Source organism: Streptomyces nanshensis (genome assembly GCF_001751255.1).
GTDB classification, from domain to species: domain Bacteria; phylum Actinomycetota; class Actinomycetes; order Streptomycetales; family Streptomycetaceae; genus Streptomyces; species Streptomyces nanshensis_A.
In genome coordinates this window covers 18,607-34,620 of the sequence record NZ_LJGW01000312.1, presented here as the reverse complement: position 1 = coordinate 34,620, position 16,014 = coordinate 18,607, and the positions used below count along the sequence as shown (strand labels likewise).

Here is a 16,014-nt window from a genome sequence, read left to right as displayed (position 1 = left end):
CGCGGCGGCGCTGCGCCGTGCGGCGCGGCTGCGGGCGGAGGCGCTGGGGGTCGCGGCATGCTGACTTCCGGCACCGATGACGAGATCGATACCGGCACCGGCACGGCCGCCCGCGCGGCGTGGTCCGTCCGCCGCGTCGACTGCCGGGAGGCGCCGTGTCGTTGATGTCCGCGCTCGCCCGTATGGAGGCCGTCGCGGCGGGCAGGGCGCAGCCCCGGGCGAGGGTCCGCCACCGGTATCTGTCCGAACGCCCCCTGGTCTTCGTGCCGTTGACGACGGCGGGCGAGGCGGGCGCCCCGCTCGGCGCCCTGGTCGGCACGGACCGCGCGGCGCCCGAACTGCTCGTCGTACCGCAGCCGCGCGACCGCGATCTGCGCTTCGCCTTCCTGGCCGGGCTGTCCGCCGCCGTGCTGCCGCATCTGGAGTCGGCGCTCGACGAGATCGAGTGGGAGGAGCGCAAGGAGACCGACCCGGAGACCGGCAAGAAGGTCACCGTGCAGGTCGAACTCTGCACGGACGCACCGCAGTTGATCGTCCCCAACGCCCCCGGCACCGACTTCGTACGCCTCCTGGGCCGCTCCATGCGCTTCCGGCGCACCGCCGAGGAGGCCCCGGAGGAACCGCATCCCGCTCCCCCGCGCGTACCGCTGCTCGGCCGCTGGCTGACGCTGTACGGCGAACGTGCCCGCGTGCCCGGATCCTCCCTGCTGCTGTCCATGACCGAGCTGCTGACGCGGCACTGGGCCACCGGCCAAAGCGCCCTGGAGGACCAGCACTTGGGCGCGCTGCTGGCATGGATCGACCCGCCGGAGGGCGTGCGCGGCGGCGACGCCGCGCTGCGCGCCGAGACGGAACGCGACGCGGACGGCCAGTTGCTGTGCCCGCCGGCCGGACCGGCGACGGACCCGGCGTTCGACAACAAGCTGCTGGCCCCGGCGATCGACCGCTTCGACGCGGGTCTTCCCGGTGCCGAGGACGAGGTGCGCGAGCTGATCGCCTCGCAGCTCCGCCCCGCCTGGGATGCGGTGTGGCACGGCCTGGACCTGCTGCGGAGCCTCCCGGAGGGCGCCCATGTGGCCGAGCGCTTCAAGCGCGACCGCTGGTCCTACACCGCGCACCGGGACCGCGTACGCAGCGGTGAGCCGCCGCAGCCCCGCCGCGACGACGCGGTGACGGCCGCGGCGAAGCTCGCCCAGCGCGAGCGCGAACAGTCCCGGCTGGAGGCGCAGGAGGCGCTCGACGACCCGCTGGTGATGGCCGAACGGCGGTTCGCGGGCGAGGCGTTCGCGGGCGAGGTCACGGCGGTGGAGATGGCGTGGTCCGAGGGCAAGCGGGCCATGCCGCGCCCGCTGGTCACCGTACGGACGGAGGACCGCCCGCACCTGGGCGAGGGCGTCAAGGCGCACCGGGAGTTGCCCGAAGGGGCCCGGCAGAGCGCCGAGTTCGTACGGCTCGTACACGAGGCCGAGGCGAACGGGCCGGAAGGACCGTGTCTGGTGACGCTCCGGCTGACCGGCGGCATGGGCCGCGGCAAGGAGCCGGCGCCGGGCACGGTGCCGGACAAGGGCGAGTGGCTGTGCTGGACGCTCTTCGAGCACGCGCCGCGCGGCGGGCCGGAGTTGCCCGAGATCGAGGACACGCCCTGGACGCACGGCGGCCCGCCGGCCGAAGCGCTGACGGCGGGCCCGGCGGACACCACAAAGGGCCCTCCCGCGGAGGCCGGCACCACCGCGCCGGGCACGGCCGGGGACCGCCCCGTGGCCGCGCAGCCGCCCCTCCCCGACCCCGTCACCGATGAGGATCTGCTGTGAGCGCGCCGCCCCGCCCGTACGGTCCGCACGCCGGAGTCCCCGAGCTTCCCGACCCCGGCGAGGCCGCCTCCCGCGCCACCGAGGCGATCCTGCACGACACGCTGCACAGCACCAGCCGCGGCGTCGTCGTGGACTCGCCGCCCGGGGCCGGCAAGTCGACGCTCGTCGTCCGCGCCGCACGCGAACTCGCCGCCGCCGGGCGGCCGTTGATCGTCATCGCACAGACCAACGCCCAGGTCGACGACCTCACGCTGCGGCTCGCGTCCGCCGACCCGGAGCTGCCCGTGGGACGGCTGCACAGCAGCGAGACTCGCCCGTACGACCCGGCGCTCGACGCCCTCCCGTCGGTCGTCGCCTCGGCGAAGGCGGCGGACCTCGCGGGCCTGCCCGTCGTGCTGTCCACGGCGGCCAAGTGGGCGTGGGTGAAGCCCCCCGAGGGGCAGCAGCGGTGGCCGCACGCGATCGTCGACGAGGCGTACCAGATGCGCTCCGACGCGCTGCTCACCGTCGCCGGACTCTTCGAACGCGCCCTGTTCGTCGGTGATCCCGGCCAGCTCGACCCGTTCAGCCAGGTCGGCGCGGAGCAGTGGGCCGGGCTCACCCACGACCCGTCCGCGAGCGCCGTGACCACGCTGCTCTCCCACAACCCGGAGCTGCCGCAGCACCGGCTGCCCGTCTCCTGGCGGCTCCCGGCCTCGGCCGCGCCGCTCGTCTCGGAGGCGTTCTATCCGTACACGCCCTTCCGCAGCGGCAGCGGCCACGGGGACCGGAGCCTGAACTTCGAGGTGCCGGCGGACGGTTCGGCCGTGGACGGGGTGATCGACGAAGCGGCGGGCTCCGGCTGGGGCCTGCTGGAGCTTCCGGCGCGGCTGACCCCGCGAACGGACCCGGAGGCGGTCGCCGCCGTCGCCCGCGTCGTCGGCCGGCTGCTGACCCGCGGCGGCGCCACGACGGACGAACGCTCCCCGGGAGCCTCGCCGTTGACGGCCGCACGCGTCGCCGTCGGTACGGCGCACCGCGACCAGGCCGCGGCGGTACGTTCCGCACTGGCCGGGCTCGGTCTGCCGGAAGAGCTGCACGCCGCCGACGTCACCGTCGACACCGCGAACCGGCTCCAGGGACGGGAGTTCGACGTGACGGTGGTGCTGCACCCGCTCTCGGGCCGCCCCGACGCGACCGCCTTCCATCTGGAGACGGGACGGCTGTGCGTGCTCGCCTCGCGGCACCGGCACGCGTGCGTCGTGGTCTGCCGGGCGGGCGTGGGAGAGCTGCTGGACGAGCACCCGGAGACGGAGCCCGTCCAGCTCGGGGTCACCGTGAAGTTCCCGGACGGCTGGGAGGCCAACCACTCCGTGCTCGCCCACCTCGCGGCGCACACCGTGCCCTGGCGGACGTGAACGGTCCGGGCCCGCCGGGGGTGCGCCGCCGCCCCGCGCCCGCGCGTACGTCGCCGCCGCGTACGGCCGATCTGCACAGCGGACGTCCGAAGCGGGACAATGACTGCGGTCACGACAGATGGAGGTAGGCACATGCCCGAGCCGAACTCGGCTCCGGACCCGCGCGGCGGCACCCCGCGCTTCCGCCGTCCGGCACCCCTGCTCTTCGAGCCCTCGGAGAACAAGGAGGACTCCGAGCAGTTCTTCGACCTGGACACGATCACGGATCCGCGCGAGCTGCTGGAGCGCTCGACGGAACTGGCTCTGGCCTTCCGCGCCGCGGCCGACCGCGCCGTGGAGTTCCAGGCGATGGCGGCGGCACAGCTCGCCGATCCCAAGCGCTTCGACCGCCTCTCGGACGCCGACGTCGCCGAGCGGGGCGACTGGTCGGAGGACTACGCGCGGAAGATGATCGAGTTCGGCCGGGAGCTGCTCGCGGACCGCGGCCCGGAGTGACGGACCACTTCGGTCGCACGGGGTCACCGAGCACACACGGAGGGGCAACCTACCCCACCGCGTAAGCGCTTGTCCGATTTTCGCTTCAAGGTTCCGAAGAGAACGGCATGTCCGGTACATCTGTTCTTCATGAGTGACTGGCACCGGGGCACCACCCCTCAGCGCCCGCACGGCGTCGGCATCCCCGACGTCCTCGAACTCGCCCGCGGCACCTCCGCCGATCCGGAGTCCCGCCGCGGCGCCTGCGCCGCCGCTCCCGCTCCGTCCTGCGTCACACAGGCCGGCGCCGACTGGCTGGCCTCCGCCTGCACCCTGTCGTCGAGCGTCCACGCGCTCTGGCGGTACCGGCCGGACTCCCCCAGCGTCCTGCCCTGCGGACGCGCCTTCGACGTCGTGAGCGCACCGCCGCTGCCCGGCCGGCTGATCCTGGAGCGCTTATGGGCCAGCGGGCCCGGCAGCGGACCGGTGGCGGTGCACCGGGGCCGGCTGCTCCTCTTCGCCGCCCCCGATACGGCGCAGCGGCTGCCCGCACTGCTGGAGTGGGACGAGTGGCGGCGTACGGCACGGAGCGAGAGACCCAGCCCCGGCGACGCAGATCGCACAGGAGGCACGCAGACCGCTCCGACCAGGGACGACACCGGTCCCGCGAGATCTGCGGAAACGTTCACCCAGCGGCACCGGCCCCCGCTGATCTTCCTCGGCACCGGCGACTCCGTGACCATCCCGGCCCTCCACCGCGATCCCGAGCAGTCCTGCGTATCCGGTGTTCTCTCCCGCTGGCTCGTCGCCCCCGACGTCCGCCACCCCTGGCTGCCCGGCCCCGAAGCCTTCCTCCGCGCCTGTCTGCGGGCCCGCCGCGAGAGCCCCGACCGCCGCCCCGCGCTCCGCCGCTCTCCCGTCCGCGCAGGTCGGGGGCTCGTGGCCGCCGAAGAACCGATTTCCGGAACAGCGGACCGTGATGCTAAGGTCTACGACGTCACCAGGCGCCGTTAGCTCAGTTGGTTAGAGCAGCTGACTCTTAATCAGCGGGTCCGGGGTTCGAGTCCCTGACGGCGTACGGACAGCGAAAGGCCCTCTCGTTCCGGCGAGGGGGCCTTCGTTCTGCGCGGGGCCGTGCCCGGGGGCGCACCGCCTCCGCCGGAGCCGGGCCGAGCATGGCCGGGCTCAGCTCATGCCGTGCTTCCGCGTCACCCTCACCCGCCAGCCGTCGTCCGCCGTGCGGCCCGTGACCTCGACGCGCACCCCGCCGCCGCGCCCCGTGGTGTAGCTCTCGCCCTTCCCCAGCGGCGCGTCCGCGAGCGACGGATAAACCGAGCCGTCCGAGCAGCCGTGGGTGCCGGGGTGTCCGTCGACCACCTTCACCGGTCCGTAGGTCGAGGCGCGGTCGCTGCGCACCCAGTACAGGAGCACGCCCTCCGCGCACAGCCCCCGGTCGTTGCCCTCGGAGCCGCGGGCCTCTATGGCCAGCGCCTCGTTCCGTCCCGTACGGACGACCGCGAGCCGGTGGTCGCCCCGGCTGCCCAGCGGCGTCGCGCTCAGGGAGCGGATCGAGTGCGCCGAGACCCCGGCACCGGGCGGGACGCAGCTCACGTTGCGCCGCGTGAGCCAGCCGAGCTTCCACTTCTCCCACGCGAAGAGATCGGGGGCGAGGCCGAACTGGCTGCCCATGAGGTCCCAGTCCCCGACGTAGGTGTCCCAGTCGGCGGCTCCGGAGGCCGGCCGCCGGTACAGATCGGGGAGGTCGAAGGCGTGGCCCGTCTCGTGCGCGAGGACGTGACGGTCGGGCGGGCTCTGCTCGAAGACCGTGACGAGACGGCGCAGTTCGGTGCCGTCCGCTTCGAGGGGGGTGTCGAAGTTGACGACCTTCGTCGCATCGGAGTCGACGCCTCGGGCGTCCGGATCGGCGACGAGATAGACGAGGTCGTAGCGGCTGAAGTCGACCTTGGGGTCCGCGGCGGCGACGGCGTCCTTGAGATAGGCGGTGCGCTGCTGCTCGTTCCAGTCGCGCCGTATCCCGTACGAGCGGGAGCTGGAGGGCATCCGGATCCAGTGCTTCGCGGTGTCGGTGTGGAGCCGGAACTTGCCGTAGGAGGCGCGTTCGTAGAAGTCGGACGTGGCCGGGAAGTGGTCCGCGGTCAGCTCCTGGGGAGTGGAGGTGGGGCGGGAGTCGGGGAAGGAGAGGAACAGCATGACGGCGTCTATCCGATGGCGGGGCCGCGGATAGGCCGGGTCCCAGCTATCGACACCGAGAGAGTGGTGGGCCGCCGTACGCGGCAGGGCACAGGGCGCGGCGACGGCGACCGCGGTGGCGGGTCCGGCGAAGAGCGCCGTTCCGATGACGGCGGTGAGCGCCATGAGGACCGCTCCGGCCCGGCGCCAGCCGTGCCGCACGGAGGGGTTTCTCCGCGAACCGTGCCTCGTCGAACGCGCCACGTGTGGACCTCACTGGGGCAGGGGGTAAGACCCTTCAACCGTTGCCCGTAATGCCCGTTAAGTCCTGTTCCGTTAGACCAGGCGCGTGAGCGGCAATATGGCTACCGTGTGTGATGCGTTGCTTTACGCGGAGAGCCCCGTTCCCGTACTCGTGCCGGAACGGTCCCCCTCGCGTTCACCGTTACGTCCCACGGGCACCAACGCCCCGGTGGGACGCCGTGGTTGCTGGCTCCGCTCACGCCCGAACCTCTATGATCGGCACATTTCCAGCGCGGATCGCCACGCGTCACACCGGGCCGACCGCCCGGCCGATCCGCACGCGACGAGCCCCCCGGCGGGAGCGATTGGTGAACGGACCCCTCGAAGGACCGGGCAGGAACTCCGGCGAGAACACCGGGACTTCACCGCAGAAGATCACACAGCGTAGCCGTACGCGAGGTGCGTGGCACGGCAGGGCGGACTGGCGGAGCCGGAAGCGGGACAGCGACTTCCGGGCCGCGTTCAACGCCGCCCGTCTCGCGATGGCGATCGTCGACCGCGACGGCCGGGTCGTCAGCGCGAACGACGCTCTCGGCACACTGCTCGGCGCAGCGCCCGAGACGCTCGTCTCCACGTCCGTCACGGACCTGCCCGCGCTCGGTCTGGACGGGGGCATGCTGCGCAGAGGGCTCGACGGCGGCGCCCTGCGGTATCCGGTGGCGCCGCGCTCCGGCGAGGACGGCGCGGGTGGTGCGACCGGTACGGCGAGCTCGGCCGGTACGGCCGGTTCCGGTGCCGCCGCCGGTGTGCGCGGCACACCCCCGGTGCGCTGCACCCGCCGGCTGAAGAACGCCGACGGGCACACCCTCTGGGCGGAGATCTCGCTGCTGCCGACCGCGCACGACGGCGAGACGCTGCTGTCGGTGGCCGACGTCAGCGAGCAGCGCGATCTGCGTGACCGGCTCCGCCATCTCCAGATGCACGACCCAGTCACGCGCCTTCCCAACCGCAGCCTCTTCTTCGAACGTCTCGCCGCCGCGCTCTCGGACACCGCGACCGGCCGCGTCGGCATCTGCTATCTCGACCTCGACGGATTCAAGGCCGTCAACGACACCCTGGGCCACCGCAGGGGCGACGAACTGCTCGACGCCGTCGCCCGGCGCCTCGTCCAGTGCGCGGAGGACGGCGGTCAGCGGCATCTCGCCGCGCGCCTCGGCGGCGACGAGTTCGCGATCCTCGTCGACGGCTCCACCGGTACGCGGCAGTTGACCGCCCTCGCCGACGCGGTGCTGAAGACCCTTCAGCGCCCCTTCGATCTGGGCGGGCGGCGGCTGACCGTCTCGGCGAGCATCGGCGTCGTCGAGCGCGAGGCGCAGGGCACCGACGCGACGGAGCTGATGCAGGCCGCGGACACGACGCTGTACTGGGCGAAGGCCGACGGCCGTGCCCGCTGGACGCTCTTCGACCCGGAGCGCAACGCGAGCCGGATGACCCGTCAGGCACTCTCGTCCGCGCTCCCCGGCGCCGTCGAACGGGGCGAATTCGTCCTGGACTACCAGCCGATCGTGGATCTCGGCGACGACCGGCTCGTGGGCGTCGAGGCGCTGGTGCGCTGGCAGCATCCGCAGTTCGGGAAGCTCGGACCGAACCGTTTCATCGGCCTCGCCGAGGAGAACGGCGCGATCGTGCCGCTGGGCCGCTGGGTCCTGGAGGAGTCCTGCCGCCAGGCCCGCCGCTGGATGCTGGCACACCCGGGACCGCCGGTGTACGTGAGCGTCAACGTGGCCGTGCGGCAGGTGTGGGACTCCGACCTCGTCGCGGACGTGCGCCGCGTCCTGGAGGAGACCGGACTCCCGTCCGGGCTGCTGCAGTTGGAGCTGACCGAGTCCGACGTGATGGGTTCGGCCGGGCGTCCCCTTGAAGCGCTCCAGGCCCTCAGCGAGATGGGCGTCGGCATCGCGATCGACGACTTCGGCACCGGCTATTCGAACCTGGCCTATCTGAGCCGGCTCCCGGTACGGGTGCTGAAGCTGGACGGCAGCTTCGTACGGGGCTTCAGCGCGGCCCGTCATCCGAACCCGGCGGACGAGACGATCGTCACCGCGCTGGTACGCCTCGCGCATCAGCTCGGACTGACGGTCACCGCCGAGTGCGTCGAGGGCTCCGAGCAGGCGGACCGGCTGCGCGGCATCGGCTGCGACACCGGTCAGGGCTATCACTACGCCAAACCCATGCCGGCCCACTGCATCGGGGCGCTGCTGCGCTGAGCGGACGGACGTCCGGTACGGCCCGTACGGGTGTGCCGGGGCCGCACGGCGCCGTGCCCAACTGCGGGCGTGCTACTGCTCGTCGAGTGCGGACGACAGGGCGCGCAGCCGCAGTTCCCAGTCGGTGATCAGCTCGTGGAAGAGGCCGACGCTGCGGTCGCGGGCCGACTGGAGACGGGAGCCGGCGAGGCGCAGCAGGTTGCGGTGGCGTCCGCTGTCCGCGGGGAACGGGTCGGCCGAGGACGTCAGTTCGGCCGCCCATGTGATCGTCTGGGCGCGGAGGAAGGCCGTGGTGACGCGCTCGTGTCCGCTGACCGCCTCCTCCATCACACGGCAGCCGTCGAAGCAGTTGTACGCGCGCCATGCGCTGGTGAGCGCGGCGTCCCGGTCCTCGGCGACGCCGAGCACGGCACGCCGCAGATACAACTGCCCGAGCGGGACGAGGACTTCGCGTTCGGTGAAGTGCTCCTCCAGCAGGTCCTGGAGGGCCATGGACTTTTCCGCGGACTTTTCCGCGGACTTCTCCGAGGGCGCCTCCGTGGACTTCTCCGTGAGCCCCTCCGTCTCCCCGTCCCCGGTCTCCCCCGCGTCGCCCGCCGTCCGGTGGCTGCGCTCGTTGAGGTAGTGGGCCACGGTGCTCACGAAGTCCTCGTCGATCAGCTCCACGAACTTCGCGTCGGCCTCCGTCCAGTCCGCCTCGTCCAGTTCGAGGGAGATCCGCGCGGAGAGCAGCGCCGCATGGTGGCTCTGCAGATGGAGGCCCGAGAGCCCGCGCAGATGCTCCGCCGCGGAGCGCAGCGCCGCCGTGCGCTCCTCCTCGCTCAGGCCCTTCTGGTAGAGCGCACGGCTGAGCAGGCACTCGGCGGCGGCGACGAGGTCGCGGCGCGCCTTGTCGCCGTTCAGCTCCTGCCGGGCCGCTTCGACGCGGAGTGCGGCGGCCTTGTCGTACTCCCAGATGTAGCGGTGGTACAGGGCGCGTTCGCGTACGACGTCGAGGTCGTGCGGAAAGAGCCGGCCCGCCTCGTCCAGGGCCTCCCAGACCGGGCCGTGGTCGACGTCCAGCGGCGTCCGGTCCTCGATCGCCGAGCAGCGCCGGTGTTCGCGGACCATCCTGATCCGCGTCTTGTACGACGGCCAGGTCGGCCCGTAGACGCGCTCGTGCGCCCGCAGCGCGCCCATCCGGCGGCGGAAGACCCGGTCCAGGCGCAGTTGCCGGCTCGTGCCGGGGAGGGGCAGGTTGTCGGCCGCGATGAGGAGTCCGCCCTCCCGCATCCAGTCGCACTGCAGACACCACAGGTGCAGCAGCGCGGGACCCGGATCGCCGGACTCCTCCTGCTGGTCGAGCCACTCGCGGATCCGCTGCACGGCGTCCTTCAGCTCGGGAAGGACCTCCCCTCCGCGGTTCCCGGACCAGCTCTGCTTGGTGCGCAGCAGCCGCAGCCACGCCATGTACGAGCGGACGCCGGGCTCCGTCTCCGCCGCCCGGTGCGCGGTGCGCAGGGCCCGCCCGAGGCTCTGCCGGGCGAGGGCGTACTCGTTGCGGTCGCGCTGGACGGAGGCGAGCAACTCGTAGGAGTTGGCCAGCTCCACCAGCAGCTCCGCCGTGAGCGCCGGACGGGATCCGGCCGCCGCGTCGGGGTCGCCGCCGGTCAGCGCGTGGAGGAAGGCGAGGACCTCCCGCGCTCCGCGGTACTGGCGCGCCAAGTCGGCGTGCCGGCGGTGCACTTGGCGCAGGAAGGCAGCCGTGCGGACGGCCAGCGGCACGGGCCATTCCGCGCGCGGACCCCAGGCGCTCTCCAGGGCGTGCAGGGTCTGCTCGGCGAGGGTGAGGCGCTCCTCGTCCTCGCGCGTCTCCCGTGCGTACTGGTGTCCGCTCGTCAGCAGATGCTTCGTCCACTCCTGTTCGCGGCCGGGCAGTTCGCGGGCCGGGAGATCGTGGGCCGCCAGCAGGTTCTCGCGTGCGAGTCCGTACGCCTCGCGGGTGGCGTCGTGGCGCTCGCCGGAGCTCTCGGCGACCCGGTGGCGCAGCCGTGCGACGCGGTACCCCAGCCACTTCCGGGTCTGGCGTGCCCGCGCCTCGTGCGCCGGAGGAAGCGCCTCCAGCAGTCGTTCGGCCGTACGCAGGCTCGCGCGGGCCCCGTCCCGGTCGTCCCCGTGGAGCTGCGCGGAGCCGGTGTTGAGCGCCCAGGAGACCGACGCGATGAGCCGGTCGACGCGTACGGGTCCGGGTACGGGACCCTCCTGTCCGCCCTGTCCGCCCTGTCCGCCGTCCCCGGCCGCGAGGCGGCGCAGCAGCCGGCCGCGTGCGGGGACCGTACGGGCGGTGACGCGGAGGCGGCGGGCCCCGTGCAGGGCGCTCTGGTCGACGGAGCGGAGCATGGCGGCGGGCGCCACGTCGCCGGTCGCCGCCAGCAGGGAGACGGCCTCCTCGAAGGCGGCGAGGAAGACCCCGGCGGCGTTCTCGTCCGAAGTGGGCGCTCTGGACGCGATGTTGAGACGGCCCGCCGCCACGTACAGCCCGTCCACGGACGCCTGCACGCCGGCGCCTTCCGGATCCCCATCCGGATCCGCTTCCGGAACCGTGTCCGGAACCGCGGGCGCGAGGGCAGGCGCGGCGGGGCCGAGCGTCTGTGCCACGGGGAGCAGAGAAGCGTCCGGATAGTCGCTGTTGACGTAGTAGCCCAAGCGCTCGCGCAGCCGGGGCAGCGCCTCCGGCAGCCGCAGATCCAGCCAGCCCGCGGCCCGGCGCAGCACTTCGATCACGGTGGTCAGCGCCGGGGTGCCCTCGTCCCCGTCCTCGTCCGCCCGGCCTCCCGGCAGTACGGCGGAGACCAGGCGCCGGGCGGCGGCGGTGAGGCGTTCGTCGAGGTCGGCGGAGTAGGCCGCGCCCCGCGAACCGAGCGCACGGGACGAGGCGTTGACGCGGACCGTCTCCCGCAGGAAGGTGCGCAGCGCCTCCCGGCTGACGAGGCTGATCTCCAGATGCGGGCCGGCGCCCACCGTCGCCGCCCTCAACTCCGCGTCGGCGGAGGGCCGGTGGGGCACGAGCACACCCTCGTTGAAGAGCACCCGCAGGACCTCGTCGGGCAGCCCGAGGCGGCGCAGCGTGGAGACGGCGAGCGGCAGCCGGTCCAGGACGCCCCAGACCATCAGGGTGGCGCGGCCGTCGGGCCCGTACGGTGCCGCTCCCGGCGCCGGCTCCTGCGGCGGCGGGGGCAGCGCCCGGTCCAGCGCGAGGGCGATCGTCGGCGCGGCAGCCTCCACAATGGCCCTCTCGAACTCGTCCTGCGCGACCACGCCTTCGGCCCGCGGGCCGGGCCCCGTACCGGAACCGGGACCGGAACTCGTGCCGGGCTCGCCCGCCGCGAGGAAGCTGTCCCAGTCGTCCTTACGGTGCAGCCGGGAGGCATGCAGCACGGCGCGCACGATCACTCCCGGGCGGCGCACTATGTCGTCGTACTCCACCCAGGAGAGCAGCGCGTCCAGATCCGTCGAGAGGCTCTCGGCACCGAGCCGTTCGCCGATCAGCCGCAGCGCGTCCCGGGTCTCCAGCGGCGTCACCACCAGGGGCGGCCGCGGCTCCAGCCGCCCGTGCCCGTCGACGGCGACGGCGTCCGTGGTCTCCACGACGACGGCCGCGCGCTCGAAGACCTCGCGCGCCAGCAGTTCGTCCAGTTCGCGCTGCAACTCGGGCCTGGCCAGGTCGAGATGGGAGCCCTTGACGACGAGGACGAGGCTGCTGCCCTTGACGTACCGGGGCAGGATCCAGTCCAGCAGCTCCTCGCCCCGGCGCTCCGAGGCCGCCGGGCGCTCGCTGTCGTCCAGGGTCTGGTGGAGCGCCCTGGCGAGGGCCTCCAGCAGCGGGCTCTCGGCGGCGGCGCTCGGCTCGATCTCGAGGACGACCGGCGGCAGCGGCAGCCCGGACAGCGACTCGGCGTCCGTCACCAGCGAACTGAGCAGCGCGGACTTGCCCACATGGTGGTTGCCGACGACGGGGAGGACCTGCCCGACGCCCACCCTTCTGCGTACGTCGCTCAGCATCGCCTCACGGCCGACGAACGGCTGCGGCGGCGGTACGGGATCGGGCCCGAGATAGCGGACCACGGCTCCCTCCGCGGGCGCCGCGGCCCCGCCCGTACGCGCGGCGGCGTGTGCGTCGCGCCGGAGGACGGCGGGCGCGTACGGCGTGCGGTGGTTGCGGTTCTTCAGCCAGGGACGCTCCCCCACCGGTGAACGGTTGGTCACCGGACGGGAGTTGCCCTCACCCGTCAGCCGCCCGTCCATCGCCGCGAGCAGACCCTCCGGGCTCCAGAACGGCTCGTCGGGGGCTCCGCCCGTCGCGAGGCAGGAGAGCAGCGCCTCGCCGAAGGCCGTGAACTCGCTGTCCTCGGGGGACGTCGCCGGACGCTGCGCCGCCGACGCCGCGAGGACGTAGCAGCCTTCCGGCGGCTGTCCCGCGACCTGCTGCTCGAAGGGGAGGCTGCCCAGTCCGCGGCCGGCGTGACAGCAGTCGAGGAGCACGATCTTCCGCTCGGCGCGTCCGGCGTCCATCGCCTCCGTCAGGTCCGCGAACGCCAGCATGCTGCCGGGCAGTCCGGCCGAGGAGTGCGCCAGGGGCAACAGCAGCCGGCGCCGGTCGTGGTCGACGCCGTGGCCCGCGAAGTAGAGGACGAAGCACTCCTCGGCCTGCCGGGACATGGCCCGTACAGCGCCGAGTATCTGCTCCCGGTCGTAGTCGGGGCCCAGGACCCGGCATCCGGTGACCTCCAGGCCCCACACCGCCGGGTCCAGCAACTGCTTCTCCAGCCGCCGTACGGTGCGCTCCGCCGCGGGGAGTTCCCGGTAGGCGGGGTCGGCGAAGGCTCCCGACCAGATGAGCACCGCACGGGACCTGCGCGGGTCCGGTGCGCCCGTCGCGGTCATTCGCGGCCGAGTGTGCGCGGCAGTTCGCGGAGCACGGCCTCGGCGGTCGCCAGATCACGGGCCTCGACGGTGATGGTGCGGGTGCCGCCGGGGGCGTCGACCTGTTCGATGCGCAGGACGGCGGGGTCCTCGCCGTTCGCGGAGTCTCCGGTGCCGGAGCGTGCGGCCGCCCTGGATCGCCAGTAGTCGATGAGCGACTGCGCCAGCACGCCCACGAGTCCGGCGTCGACGACGAACTGCAGCGAGTCGGCGAGCACGCCCATCTCGCCGGGGGCGGTCGGCGTGTGCTCGCGCTCGACGACGACGCGGCGCAGATCGTGTTCCGAGCGGAGCCAGTCCTCCAGCGCGTCGAGTCCGTCCTCTTCCGCGTCCTTCAGCCGCAGCGCGATCCGCACCCGCGTCCCCCTCAGTCAGTACGCCCCGTCCGCGCACCCCGGCGGCCGGTCGGCGTTCCGTTCGCAGGCTACCAACTCCCAGGCCGCCAGGGCCCGTTCGAGCAGCCGGAACGCACGGGACGCAGCGGTTCGCCGGCCCGTCCGGGATCCCGTCAGGACGTACGGGTCACCTCACGTACGGGGCAACTCGTAGGCGTCCGCGATGAGTTCCAGGGACCGGACGCGGGCCTCGGGAGTGTGGACGTTCGCCGTGATCATCAACTCGTCGGCCCCGGTGCGCTTGACGAGGGCGTCGAGCCCGTCGCGTACGGCGTCGGGCGTGCCGTGGGTGACGTTCCCCAGCCAGGAGTCCACGAAGTCCCGCTCGGCCGCGCTGAATCGGTAGGCCGCCGCCTCCTCGGGCGTGGGGACGAGCCCGGGGCGTCCCGTACGCAGCCGCAGCATCGCCAGGGCTCCGCTGCGCACTTGGCGGCGGGCCTCCTCCTCGTCGTCGGCGGCCAGCGCCGCGGCGCCGATGAGCGCGTACGGCTCGTCCAGTACGGCGGAGGGGGTGAAGCTCGCGCGGTACAGCTCCAGCGCGGGCAGGGTGTTGCGGGACGAGAAGTGGTGTGCGAAGGCGAACGGCAGCCCCAGCCGCCCCGCCAGCTCCGCGCTGAACCCGGAGGAGCCCAGCAGCCAGACCTGCGGCCGGGAGACCTCGCCCTGTACGGGACCGGGCACCGCGTGGATGCGGGCGTAGCGGTGCCCGTCGGGGAAGTCGTCGTCGAGGAAGCGGATCAACTCGCCGAGCTGCTGCGGGAATTCGTCCGCGCCCTCGCGGAGGTGGTCCGTACGGCGCAGCGCCGCGGCCGTCGCGCCGTCGGTGCCCGGAGCACGTCCGAGCCCGAGGTCGACCCGTCCGGGGGCGAACGCCTCCAGGGTGCCGAACTGCTCGGCGACCACCAGCGGCGCGTGGTTGGGCAGCATCACGCCGCCCGAGCCGAGCCGGACGCGCTCGGTGCGGGCGGCGAGATGGGAGAGGATCACGGCCGGCGAGGAGCTGGCGACGCCCGGCATGGAGTGGTGCTCGGCGACCCAGTACCGGGTGAAGCCGCGCCGGTCGGCGAGGCGGGCGCTCTCGACGGCGGCGCGCAGCGCGTCGCCCGAGGTGTGCCCGACGCCGACGTTCGCCAGATCGAGGACGGAGAGCGGGACGGGGGCGCTGCCCCGCGCCTCGCCGCGGATGCCGTCCGCGGCCGCCGGGCCGGTGCCGTCCGCACCGCCGGTGCCCTCCGTCGCGCTCGTACCGTCCGTCGCGTTCGTACCGTCCGTCGCGTTCGTACCGTCCGTGGCGTTGCCCTCGTGCACGGGTGCCGCCCTCCGCTCGCTGCGTCTCTCTCACGTACAGCAGTCGTCAACGGCGGACGGCGCCCGTCTCTTCCCGGCCGTGTGCCGGAAGTGCGTCAGGAGGTGAAGAGCGCCCCCAGCGCCGGGCACCGTACGGAGACGTCCAGCAGCCGCAGGCCCTCCCACACGGTGACCTGGTTCGCGGTGAGGACGGGCTTGCCGAGCGCCTCCTCCACCTCCTCGATCCAGGCGGCCGAGTGCAGCGCGGTGTCGGGGAGCAGCACGGCCTGGGCCTCGGGGTGGTCGCCGCCGCGCGCGAGGGCCAGGACCTCGTCCTTGCCCCACGTGCCGACCTCGGCCGCGGTGATGATCCCGCTGCCGCGCATCGAGACAACCTCGGTGCCGGACGCCTTGAGGAACGCGGTGAACAGCTCGCCCACGTCCTCTGGGTAGGTCGCACCGATGGCGACCCGTTCCGCCCCGATCGCCTGCACGGCGCGGGCGAACGCGAAGGACGTGCTGGAGGCGGGCAGCCCCGCCGTCGCCGACAGCTCCCGCACCTGCTCGTGCGCGCCGTCCCAGCCGAAGACGAAGCTGGCGCTGGTGCACGCCCAGACGACGGCCTGGACGCCGTGCTCCTTGACCTCCTCGACCTTCGCGGCGAGCCGCTTGGCCGAGCCCATCTCCAGCAGGGCGTCGGCGCGGTGCGCGTCCTCGCCGATGTCGGTGTGCACGAGCGGCAGCCGGACGTCCGCGCCGGCGTCCGAGAGGATTCGCTCAAGCCGCGGGTAGTCGTCCTCGGCCGAGAAGCCCGGGTAGAGGAATCCCACCGCCTGCGACTGTGCTGCCGCGTGTGCCATCTACGCCTCCTGAAGCGTCGCTGGGTGAAGTGGATGATCAGGGTGATCTGGGCGATCTGGATGATCTAGGTGTTGGGGGTCGTGCGGGGTGGCAGGTGAGGGCGCCGGCCGCGTCTGTCCTGCGCGTC

Annotated in this window: 10 protein-coding genes and 1 tRNA gene; 6 read left to right on the top strand and 5 right to left on the bottom strand. The window is 73.4% G+C overall.

Features of this window, described 5'->3' with window-relative positions:
• Positions 1-155 precede the first annotated feature (155 nt).
• The 5 genes from AN218_RS18510 (at position 156) to AN218_RS18490 (ending at position 4,760) form a co-directional block, all read left to right on the top strand.
• Entirely contained in the window at positions 156-1,811 is a 1,656-nt protein-coding gene (locus AN218_RS18510) for a hypothetical protein (protein WP_070018001.1), read from the top strand.
• The gene (locus AN218_RS18505; protein WP_070018000.1) at positions 1,808-3,208 is read left to right on the top strand and encodes an AAA family ATPase; all 1,401 of its coding nucleotides are present in this window, start codon (positions 1,808-1,810) and stop codon (positions 3,206-3,208) included. Before AN218_RS18510 ends, AN218_RS18505 begins: the two co-directional genes overlap by 4 nt.
• Positions 3,209-3,340: 132 nt before the next feature.
• Complete coding sequence (locus tag AN218_RS18500) at positions 3,341-3,703, top strand: hypothetical protein (RefSeq protein ID WP_070017999.1); 363 nt, start codon at positions 3,341-3,343, stop codon at positions 3,701-3,703.
• Positions 3,704-3,832: 129 nt separating this feature from the next.
• Positions 3,833-4,696 carry a hypothetical protein gene (locus AN218_RS18495; protein ID WP_070017998.1) on the top strand — a complete coding sequence of 288 codons (864 nt, stop codon included), beginning with the start codon at positions 3,833-3,835 and terminating at the stop codon, positions 4,694-4,696.
• Positions 4,687-4,760: transfer RNA gene (locus AN218_RS18490), tRNA-Lys, on the top strand. The genes AN218_RS18495 and AN218_RS18490 overlap by 10 nt, the downstream gene beginning before the upstream one ends.
• Before the next feature lie 107 nt (positions 4,761-4,867).
• Here the strand turns inward: AN218_RS18490 and AN218_RS18485 are convergent.
• Positions 4,868-6,058, bottom strand: coding sequence for a M6 family metalloprotease domain-containing protein (locus AN218_RS18485; RefSeq protein WP_070017997.1), 1,191 nt, complete (start codon positions 6,056-6,058; stop codon positions 4,868-4,870).
• A 599-nt stretch (positions 6,059-6,657) separates the two neighbouring features.
• Here AN218_RS18485 and AN218_RS18480 point away from each other — a divergent pair.
• On the top strand, positions 6,658-8,382 hold the full coding sequence (locus tag AN218_RS18480; RefSeq protein WP_244900518.1) for a putative bifunctional diguanylate cyclase/phosphodiesterase: 1,725 nt from the start codon (positions 6,658-6,660) through the stop codon (positions 8,380-8,382).
• Between the two features lie 72 nt (positions 8,383-8,454).
• Here the strand turns inward: AN218_RS18480 and AN218_RS18475 are convergent, their stop codons facing one another.
• The 4 genes from AN218_RS18475 to AN218_RS18460 all read right to left on the bottom strand — a co-directional run bounded on the left by AN218_RS18475 (position 8,455) and on the right by AN218_RS18460 (position 15,886).
• Entirely contained in the window at positions 8,455-13,305 is a 4,851-nt protein-coding gene (locus tag AN218_RS18475; protein ID WP_079132317.1) for a caspase, EACC1-associated type, read from the bottom strand.
• A complete protein-coding gene (locus AN218_RS18470) occupies positions 13,302-13,700 on the bottom strand; it encodes an effector-associated constant component EACC1 (protein ID WP_070017995.1) in 399 nt (132 codons plus the stop codon). Before AN218_RS18470 ends, AN218_RS18475 begins: the two co-directional genes overlap by 4 nt.
• Before the next feature lie 171 nt (positions 13,701-13,871).
• Positions 13,872-14,924 (bottom strand): LLM class flavin-dependent oxidoreductase, encoded by a 1,053-nt coding sequence (locus tag AN218_RS18465; protein ID WP_070018003.1) that lies wholly within the window; start codon positions 14,922-14,924, stop codon positions 13,872-13,874.
• Between the two features lie 218 nt (positions 14,925-15,142).
• On the bottom strand, positions 15,143-15,886 hold the full coding sequence (locus AN218_RS18460; RefSeq protein ID WP_070017994.1) for a maleate cis-trans isomerase family protein: 744 nt from the start codon (positions 15,884-15,886) through the stop codon (positions 15,143-15,145).
• Positions 15,887-16,014: the final 128 nt, after the last annotated feature.

Excerpts from the sequence above, each read along its gene's own strand:
- AN218_RS18500 (WP_070017999.1), top strand. The coding sequence starts at position 3,341 with ATGCCCGAGCCGAACTCGGCTCCGGACCCGCGCGGCGGCACCCCGCGC.
- AN218_RS18495 (WP_070017998.1), top strand. The coding sequence starts at position 3,833 with ATGAGTGACTGGCACCGGGGCACCACCCCTCAGCGCCCGCACGGCGTC.
- AN218_RS18485 (WP_070017997.1), bottom strand. The coding sequence starts at position 6,058 with ATGGCGCTCACCGCCGTCATCGGAACGGCGCTCTTCGCCGGACCCGCC.
- AN218_RS18480 (WP_244900518.1), top strand. The coding sequence starts at position 6,658 with ATGGCGATCGTCGACCGCGACGGCCGGGTCGTCAGCGCGAACGACGCT.
- AN218_RS18475 (WP_079132317.1), bottom strand. The coding sequence starts at position 13,305 with ATGACCGCGACGGGCGCACCGGACCCGCGCAGGTCCCGTGCGGTGCTC.
- AN218_RS18460 (WP_070017994.1), bottom strand. The coding sequence starts at position 15,886 with ATGGCACACGCGGCAGCACAGTCGCAGGCGGTGGGATTCCTCTACCCG.